At 71.4% G+C, this 8,324-nt stretch carries 8 protein-coding genes; all 8 read left to right on the plus strand.

Going from position 1 to position 8,324, the window contains the following annotated elements:
• The first annotated feature begins 19 nt into the window (after nucleotides 1–19).
• Genes argJ through argH form a run of 8 tightly spaced genes read left to right on the plus strand, consistent with a single transcriptional unit; the run spans nucleotide 20 to nucleotide 8,085 of the window.
• Nucleotides 20–1,177 (plus strand): bifunctional glutamate N-acetyltransferase/amino-acid acetyltransferase ArgJ, encoded by a 1,158-nt coding sequence (argJ, locus tag AC2YHB_RS05805; RefSeq protein WP_036542868.1) that lies wholly within the window; start codon nucleotides 20–22, stop codon nucleotides 1,175–1,177.
• A complete protein-coding gene (gene argB / locus AC2YHB_RS05810) occupies nucleotides 1,174–2,109 on the plus strand; it encodes an acetylglutamate kinase (RefSeq protein WP_487353649.1) in 936 nt (311 codons plus the stop codon). Before argJ ends, argB begins: the two co-directional genes overlap by 4 nt.
• A complete protein-coding gene (locus AC2YHB_RS05815) occupies nucleotides 2,106–3,311 on the plus strand; it encodes an acetylornithine transaminase (protein WP_487353650.1) in 1,206 nt (401 codons plus the stop codon). The genes argB and AC2YHB_RS05815 overlap by 4 nt, the downstream gene beginning before the upstream one ends.
• Nucleotides 3,308–4,234, plus strand: a complete 927-nt coding sequence (argF, locus tag AC2YHB_RS05820; RefSeq protein ID WP_487353651.1) for an ornithine carbamoyltransferase — start codon at nucleotides 3,308–3,310, stop codon at nucleotides 4,232–4,234. The genes AC2YHB_RS05815 and argF overlap by 4 nt, the downstream gene beginning before the upstream one ends.
• 2 nt (nucleotides 4,235–4,236) lie before the next feature.
• Nucleotides 4,237–4,752, plus strand: a complete 516-nt coding sequence (locus tag AC2YHB_RS05825) for an arginine repressor (protein ID WP_487353652.1) — start codon at nucleotides 4,237–4,239, stop codon at nucleotides 4,750–4,752.
• Nucleotides 4,749–6,179: an argininosuccinate synthase gene (gene argG, locus AC2YHB_RS05830; RefSeq protein ID WP_036542880.1), complete on the plus strand. Its 1,431-nt coding sequence runs from the start codon at nucleotides 4,749–4,751 to the stop codon at nucleotides 6,177–6,179. The genes AC2YHB_RS05825 and argG overlap by 4 nt, the downstream gene beginning before the upstream one ends.
• Nucleotides 6,179–6,664: an NUDIX hydrolase gene (locus AC2YHB_RS05835; protein WP_257026950.1), complete on the plus strand. Its 486-nt coding sequence runs from the start codon at nucleotides 6,179–6,181 to the stop codon at nucleotides 6,662–6,664. The genes argG and AC2YHB_RS05835 overlap by 1 nt, the downstream gene beginning before the upstream one ends.
• Nucleotides 6,661–8,085 carry an argininosuccinate lyase gene (gene argH, locus AC2YHB_RS05840; RefSeq protein WP_036542885.1) on the plus strand — a complete coding sequence of 475 codons (1,425 nt, stop codon included), beginning with the start codon at nucleotides 6,661–6,663 and terminating at the stop codon, nucleotides 8,083–8,085. Before AC2YHB_RS05835 ends, argH begins: the two co-directional genes overlap by 4 nt.
• Nucleotides 8,086–8,324: the final 239 nt, after the last annotated feature.

Genomic DNA, 8,324 nt, shown 5'->3' on the forward strand with positions numbered 1-8,324 from the left:
CCGCAAAGGAACCACCACCATGAGCGTCACCCACCCCGCCGGCTTCGTCGCCGCCGGCGCCGCGATCGGCCTGAAGGCCAGCGGCAACAAGGACTTCGCCCTCGTCGTCAACCAGGGTCCCACCTTCGACTCCGCGACCGTCTTCACCAGCAACCGGTGCAAGGCCAACCCGGTGCTGTGGAGCGAGCAGGTCGTCAAGGACGGCGTCGTGCGCGCCGTCATCCTCAACTCCGGTGGCGCCAACTGCTACACCGGTCCCGAGGGCTTCCTGACCACCCACCAGGTGGCCGAGGAGGTCGGCAAGGTCCTCGACATCGGCGCCGGCGACGTCGTGGTCTGCTCGACCGGGCTGATCGGCCTGGCCAACGACCGGCAGCAGCTGCTCGACGGTGTCCACACCCTGCACGCGCAGCTGTCCGCCGACGGCGGCAACGACGCGGCCGAGGCGATCATGACGACCGACACCGTCAGCAAGCAGGTGGTCGTCGAGGGTCCCGACGGCGCCTGGTCGATCGGCGGCATGGCCAAGGGGGCCGGCATGCTGGCCCCGGCGCTGGCCACGATGCTCGTCGTCATCACAACCGACGCCGTCGTGCCCGCCGCGCAGCTTGACGCCTCGCTGCGGGCCGCGACCCGGGTCAGCTTCGACCGGCTCGACTCCGACGGCTGCCAGTCGACCAACGACACCGTGACCCTGATGGCGAGTGGCGCGTCGGGGGTGACGCCGACGGCCGAGGAGTTCACCGCGGCGCTGACCGACCTGTGCACCCAGCTCGCCCGCCAGCTGCTCGCCGACGCCGAGGGCGCGGACCACGAGATCGCGATCACCACCCTGAACGCCGCCACCGAGGACGACGCCGTCGAGGTCGGCCGGAGCGTGGCGCGGAGCAACCTCTTCAAGGCCGCCGTGTTCGGCAAGGACCCCAACTGGGGCCGGGTCCTGGCCTCGGTCGGTACGACGAGCGCCGCCTTCGACCCCGCCGACCTCGACGTCGCGATGAACGGCGTCTGGGTGTGCCGCAACAGCACCCCCGCCGAGGACCCGTCCCTCGTCGACCTGAGCCCCCGGGCCGTGACGGTCACCATCGACCTCAAGGCCGGCGACGCGGAGGCCACGGTGTGGACGAACGACCTCACCCACGCCTACGTCCACGAGAACAGCGCCTACAGCTCATGAGCGAGGACAAGATGAGCGAGCCCGGCAAGCCGGACCCCTACAAGGCGGCGACCCTCGCGGGCGCCCTGCCGTGGCTGAAGGCCTACCACGGCAAGGTCGTGGTGGTGAAGTACGGCGGCAACGCCATGACCGACGACAAGCTCAAGCGGGCCTTCGCCGAGGACATCGCCTTCCTCCGCTTCGCCGGCTTCCGGCCCGTCGTCGTCCACGGCGGCGGCCCCCAGATCTCCCAGATGCTCGACCGGCTCGGCATCGAGTCGGAGTTCCGGGGCGGCCTGCGGGTGACCACGCCGGAGACCATGGACGTCGTCCGGATGGTGCTGGTCGGCCAGGTCCAGCGCGAGCTCGTCGGGCTGATCAACGAGCACGGCCCGCTGGCCGTCGGCCTCTCGGGCGAGGACGCCCACCTGTTCACCGCCGAGCAGACCGGCACCGTCGTCGACGGTGAGGAGGTCGACCTCGGCCTGGTGGGGGAGGTCGCCCAGGTCCGCCCCGAGTCGGTGCTCGACCTGATCGAGGCCGGCCGCGTGCCGGTCGTGTCCAGCGTCGCGCCCGATGCGGACGGCGTCGTACACAACGTCAATGCGGACTCCGCCGCCGCTTCGCTCGCGATCGCGCTGGGTGCCGAGAAGCTGCTCGTGCTGACCGACGTCGAGGGCCTGTACCTCGACTGGCCGGACCCCGAGGAGGTCATCGGCGAGATCAGCCCGGAGGCGCTGGAGGAGATCCTGCCGACGCTCGCGAGCGGCATGATCCCCAAGATGAGCGCCTGCCTGCAGGCCGTGCGCGGCGGGGTCGGCCGCGCGACGGTCGTTGACGGCCGGCAGGAGCACGCGGTGCTGCTGGAGCTGTTCACCGACGAGGGCGTCGGCACCCAGGTGCTGCCCGGCGTGACCACCAAGACCCGCAAGGCCCGGGAGATCGTCCAGTGACCGCGACCGACGCCGGCAACGCCGCGTGGACCGAGCGCTACACCGGCGCGCTGATGAACACCTTCGGCCCGCCGAAGCTCGTGCTCACGCGCGGCGAGGGCGCGCACGTCTGGGACGCCGACGGCCGTGAGTACGTCGACCTGCTCGGCGGCATCGCCGTCAACGCCCTCGGCCACGCCCACCCGCGGCTGGTCGAGGCCGTGACGACCCAGCTGCAGACGCTCGGCCACATCTCGAACTTCTTCGCCAGCGAGCCGCAGATCGCGCTCGCGGAGCGGCTGGTCGGGCTGCTCGGCACCGAGGCCCGGGTGTTCTTCACCAACTCGGGCGCGGAGGCCAACGAGGCGGCCTTCAAGCTGACCCGGCGCACCGGCCGGACGCGGATCGTCGCCACCACGGGCTCCTTCCACGGCCGGACGATGGGCGCGCTCGCGCTCACCTCGAAGCAGGCCTACCGCGAGCCGTTCGAGCCGTTGCCCGGCGACGTCACCTTCGTCGAGTACGGCGACGTGGCGGCCCTCGAGGCCGCGGTCGACGACACGACGGCAGCCGTGCTCATCGAGCCGGTCCAGGGCGAGGCCGGGGTGATCGTGCCGCCGCGCGACTACCTCCCCGCTGCGCAGCGGATCGCCCACGACCACGGCGCGCTGCTGTGGCTCGACGAGATCCAGACCGGCATCGGCCGGACCGGCGCGTGGTTCGCGCACCAGCACCCGGACCTGGTCTCGGCGCCCGTCGTACCGGACATCGTGACGCTGGCCAAGGGCCTTGCCGGTGGCATCCCGATCGGTGCCTGCCTCGCCACCCACGGGTCGGGGAAGCTCTTCGACCCCGGCAACCACGGCACGACCTTCGGCGGCAACCCCATCGCCGCCGCGGCCGCGCTGGCGGTCCTCGACGTGATCGGCGAGGACGGCTTCCTGGCCCGGGTCACCGAGGCGGGAGAGCGGCTCACGGCCGTCGCGGCGGCCGACCGGCGCGTCGTCGAGACCCGCGGCGCCGGCCTGCTCGTCGGCCTGACGCTGGCCGAGCCGAAGTCCGCCGAGGTCGTCACGGCCGCCCAGGACGCCGGCTTCATCGTCAACGGCGCGACCCCCGAGCGGGTGCGGATGGCGCCGCCGCTGGTGCTGACGGACGCCGACATCGACGCCTTCGGCGCCGCGTGGCCGGGCATCCTCGACAGCGCGGGGGTGCAGGGATGATCCGGTCCTTCCTCCGCGACGACGACCTGACCCCGGCCGAGCAGGCCGAGGTCCTCGCGCTCGCGGCGAAGCTCAAGGCCGAGCCCTACGACCACAAGCCGCTGGCCGGCCCGCGCACCGTCGCGATGGTCTTCGACAAGGCGACACTGCGCACGCAGGCGTCCTTCGCGGCCGGGATCGCCGAGCTCGGCGGCAACCCGATGCTCGTCGACGGGTCGCTCGCGGGCATCGGCAAGCGCGAGTCCGTCGCCGACGTCGCCCGGGTGCTGGGTCGCCAGGCCTCGCAGATCGTCTGGCGCACCTACGCGCAGACCAACCTCGACGAGATGGCCGCGATGTCGGGTGTGCCGGTCATCAACGCCCTCACCGACGAGTTCCACCCGTGCCAGCTCCTGGCCGACCTGCTGACCGTCCAGGAGCACAAGGGCTCGCTCGCCGGCCTCACCGTCGCCTTCCTCGGCGACGCCGCCTGCAACATGGGCAACTCCTGGGCCCTCGCGGGCGCCACCGCGGGGATGCACGTCAGGTTCGGGTGCCCCGAGGGCTATGCGCCCGACCCGGAGGTCCTCGAGCGGGCCGCCGGCCTCGACGCGGGTGGAACCGTCGCCGTCTTCGACGACCCCGTGGCCGCCGTGGATGGCGTCGACGTGGTGGTCACCGACACCTGGGTCTCGATGGGCAAGGAGGACGAGGCCGCCGCCCGGCGCGAGGTCTTCGGCCCGTACGCCGTCACGGCCGACCTGGTCGCCCACGCGAAGCCCGACGCGATCGTGATGCACTGCCTGCCCGCCTACCGCGGCTCCGAGATCGCGGCCGACGTGATCGACGGTCCGCAGAGCGTCGTGTGGGACGAGGCCGAGAACCGCCGGCACGCCCAGAAGGCCGTCATGGCCTGGCTCCAGGCGCACGCGGAGCAGGTCTGAGCATGAGCGAGCACGCCCTGACCCCGCTGACGAAGAACGCCCGCCAGGCGATGATCGTCGAGCTGCTGGAGAGCCGCGACGTGCGCTCGCAGCCCGAGCTCGCCGACCTCCTCGGCCAGCGTGGCGTCCACGTCACGCAGGCCACGCTGAGCCGCGACCTCGTCGAGCTCGACGCGGTCAAGGTGCGCTCGGCGAACGGGGCGCTCGTGTACGCCGTACCCGCCGAGGGCGGGGACCGGACACCGGTCGGCGGCGAGAGCCCTGCCTCGCAGCACCGCCTCGCCCGGCTGTGCTCGGAGCTGCTCGTCAGTGCCGAGTCCAGCGCCAACCTGGTCGTGCTCCGCACCCCGCCCGGAGCGGCGCAGTTCCTGGCCAGCGCGATCGACAAGGTCGAGATCTCCGACGTCCTCGGCACCATCGCCGGCGACGACACCGTGCTCGTCATCGGGCGCGACCCCGCCGGGGGAGACACCCTGGCCCACCGATTCACCTCCCTTGCCGAAAGGAACGAAAGTTGAGCAAGGTCCTGACCTCCCTTCCCGTGGGAGAGCGCGTCGGCATCGCCTTCTCGGGCGGCCTCGACACCTCCGTCGCGGTGGCGTGGATGCGCGACAAGGGTGCGATCCCGTGCACCTACACGGCCGACATCGGCCAGCCCGACGAGCCCGACATCGCCGGCGTCCCCGTCCGGGCGAAGCAGTACGGCGCGGAGATCGCCCGCGCCGTCGACATCAAGCCGCAGCTCGTCGAGGAGGGCCTCGCCGCGCTCGCCTGCGGTGCGTTCCACATCCGCTCCGGCGCGAAGGCCTACTTCAACACCACGCCGCTGGGCCGCGCCGTCACCGGCACCCTGCTGGTGCGGGCGATGCAGGCCGACGGCGTCAACATCTGGGGCGACGGGTCGACGTACAAGGGCAACGACATCGAGCGGTTCTACCGCTACGGCCTGATGGCCAACCCCGAGCTGCGGATCTACAAGCCCTGGCTCGACGAGCAGTTCGTCCGCGAGCTCGGCGGCCGCCACGAGATGAGCGAGTGGCTCGTCGAGCACGGCCTGCCCTACCGCGACTCGACCGAGAAGGCGTACTCCACCGACGCCAACATCTGGGGCGCCACCCACGAGGCGAAGGTGCTCGAGCACCTCGACGTCTCGCTGGAGATCGTCGAGCCGATCATGGGCGTGAAGTTCTGGGACCCGAGCGTCGCGATCGAGACCGAGGACGTCACGATCGCCTTCGAGGCCGGTCGCCCGGTCGCCATCAACGGCCAGCGGTACGACGACGCGGTGGCCCTCGTGCTGGAGGCGAACGCCATCGGCGGCCGCCACGGCCTGGGCATGTCGGACCAGATCGAGAACCGCATCATCGAGGCCAAGTCGCGCGGCATCTACGAGGCACCCGGCATGGCGCTCCTCTTCGCCGCCTACGAGCGGCTGCTCAACGCGATCCACAACGAGGACACCCTCGCCAACTACCACCTCGAGGGCCGCAAGCTCGGCCGGCTGCTCTACGAGGGGCGCTGGCTCGACCCGCAGGCGCTGATGCTGCGGGAGTCCATCCAGCGCTGGATCGCCTCGCTGGTCACCGGCACGGTCACCCTGCGGCTGCGCCGCGGCGACGACTACACGATCCTCCGGACCGAGGGCCCCCACTTCTCGTACCACCCGGAGAAGCTGTCGATGGAGCGCGTCGAGAACGCCGCCTTCGGTCCCACCGACCGGATCGGCCAGCTCACCATGCGCAACCTCGACATCGCCGACTCGCGCGCCAAGCTCGAGCTGTACGCCGGCCAGCCGCTCGACCAGGGCACGGTCCTCGTCGAGAACGGCACCCTCTTCGGCGAGCTCCCGGCGGGCGGCTACGACCAGATCACCGCCAACCCCGACGGCGGCGACGAGGGCGAGGCGATCCTCGAGGACGTGGCGATGGAGATCGGCACCGACTGATGTCCACGGGCCTTCCGGGCGAACCGACCCGTCGTACCGTCGCACGGGTGCTGCCGGTCAGCAGCGAGGGCAGGGTCCTGCTCCTGCTCGGCTGTGACCCGGCGGTGCCCGACGTCCGGTACTGGTTCACCATCGGCGGCGCCGCCGACGACGGTGAGTCGCTCGCCGTCGCCGGCGTGCGGGAGCTGCGCGAGGAGACCGGCATCGCCGTGGATCCCTCGGCCCTCGGGGAGCCGTTCGGCACCTTCGAGGTCGGCTTCTCCTGGAACGGCCGTGCCTACGTCAACGACTCGACCCTCTTCGCCGTCGCGCTCGAGGAGACACCCGTGAGCTTCGACGGCCTCGACCACCTGGAGTCGCAGTCGATCTTCGAGGCCCGCTGGTGGACCCCCGAGGAGCTCGACGACGACGGACGCGCGGCGGACCCGCGCCTGATCGACCACATGCGGGCGGCGATCGCGCACGTCCGGGGAGGAGTGCAATGAGCAACGAGCTCAGCGGGACCAACGAGGGCAAGCTCTGGGGCGGCCGGTTCGAGGGCGGCCCCTCGCCGGAGCTGGAGGCGCTGTCGCGCTCGACCCACTTCGACTGGCGGCTCGCGCTCTACGACCTCGCCGGCTCCCACGCCCATGCCAAGGCACTGGGCGCAGCCGGGCTGCTGACGGGGGAGGAGGAGCTCGAGCTGCACCGCGGGCTCGACGTCCTCGCGGAGCGGTACACCTCCGGACAGCTGTGGGCGGCGGACTCCGACGAGGACGTCCACGGCGCCCTCGAGCGGATGCTGATCGAGGAGGTCGGCCCGGAGGTCGGCGGCAAGCTGCGCGCCGGGCGGTCCCGCAACGACCAGATCGCGACCCTCTTCCGCTGTTACCTGCTCGACCACGAACGGGTCGTCAGCGGCCTCGTCCTCGACCTGGTCCAGGCGCTCGCCGACCAGGCCGAGGCCAACCTGGGCGCGATCATGCCCGGACGCACGCACCTCCAGCACGCCCAGCCGGTGCTGCTGTCGCACCACCTGCTGGCCCACGCGTGGGCCCTGCTGCGCGACGTGGACCGGTTGCGGGACTGGCACGCGCGGGTGGTCAGCGACTCGCCGTACGGCAGCGGGGCGCTCGCTGGCCAGAGCCTGGGTCTCGACCCGGAGCTGGTCGCGCGCGAGCTGGGCTTCACCGGCTCGACGGCCAACTCGATCGACGGCACCGCCTCGCGCGACTTCGTCGCGGAGTTCGCCTTCGTCGCCGCGCAGATCGGTGTCGACGTCAGCAGGATCGCCGAGGAGATCATCCTGTGGGCGACGAAGGAGTTCGACTTCGTGACGCTGCACGACTCGTGGTCCACCGGGTCGTCGATCATGCCGCAGAAGAAGAACCCGGACATCTCCGAGCTCGCCCGGGGCAAGGCCGGGCGCCTGGTCGGCAACCTGACCGGGCTGCTCACCACGCTCAAGGCCCTGCCGCTCGCGTACAACCGCGACCTCCAGGAGGACAAGGAGCCGGTCTTCGACTCCATCGACACCCTCGAGGTGCTGCTGCCCGCCTTCACGGGACAGGTCGCGACCCTGGTCTACAACACCGCGCGGATGGCCGAGCTGGCACCGCAGGGCTTCTCCCTGGCGACCGACATCGCCGAGTGGCTCGTACGTGAGGGCACCCCGTTCCGGGTGGCGCACGAGGTCGCTGGCGCCTGTGTCCGGGTCGCGGAGGCCCGGGGAGTGGAGCTCGCCGACCTCACCGATGACGAGTTCGCAGCCATCTCCCCGGCGCTGACCCCCGAGGTTCGACTCGTGCTGACGGTCGAGGGATCGGTCGCGTCGCGCTCCGGGCGGGGGGGCACCGCACCCGTGCGAGTGGCCGAACAGCTCGCTGACCTGCGCAAACGCGTTCAGGAGGCCCGCTCCGCAAGCTGAGGGGCACCCCGATTTGCAACGAGGGGGACGTGTGCTGTTAATGTTCTTCTCGTCGCGGGGAACGCGGCGAAAACCTCCGGGCCAAGGGCCCAAACAAGAGGTCTTCGCCATGTCCGCGACACGGTTCGGACCCCCGGTCCGACAGCCCGGTTCGCCGGAGTTGACGACCAGGACCTGAACCAGTAACGTTTCACAGGTTGCCCCGCGACCGAAGGCCCGACAGGGTCCGAAGCGCGGAT

It is taken from the genome of Nocardioides sp. SRI_004 (assembly GCF_057586415.1).

What these genes read in the sequence shown, in the direction of transcription:
- argJ (WP_036542868.1), top strand. Translation starts at nt 20, where the DNA reads ATGAGCGTCACCCACCCCGCCGGCTTCGTCGCCGCCGGCGCCGCGATC.
- argB (WP_487353649.1), top strand. Translation starts at nt 1,174, where the DNA reads ATGAGCGAGGACAAGATGAGCGAGCCCGGCAAGCCGGACCCCTACAAG.
- argF (WP_487353651.1), top strand. Translation starts at nt 3,308, where the DNA reads ATGATCCGGTCCTTCCTCCGCGACGACGACCTGACCCCGGCCGAGCAG.
- AC2YHB_RS05825 (WP_487353652.1), top strand. Translation starts at nt 4,237, where the DNA reads ATGAGCGAGCACGCCCTGACCCCGCTGACGAAGAACGCCCGCCAGGCG.
- AC2YHB_RS05835 (WP_257026950.1), top strand. Translation starts at nt 6,179, where the DNA reads ATGTCCACGGGCCTTCCGGGCGAACCGACCCGTCGTACCGTCGCACGG.
- argH (WP_036542885.1), top strand. Translation starts at nt 6,661, where the DNA reads ATGAGCAACGAGCTCAGCGGGACCAACGAGGGCAAGCTCTGGGGCGGC.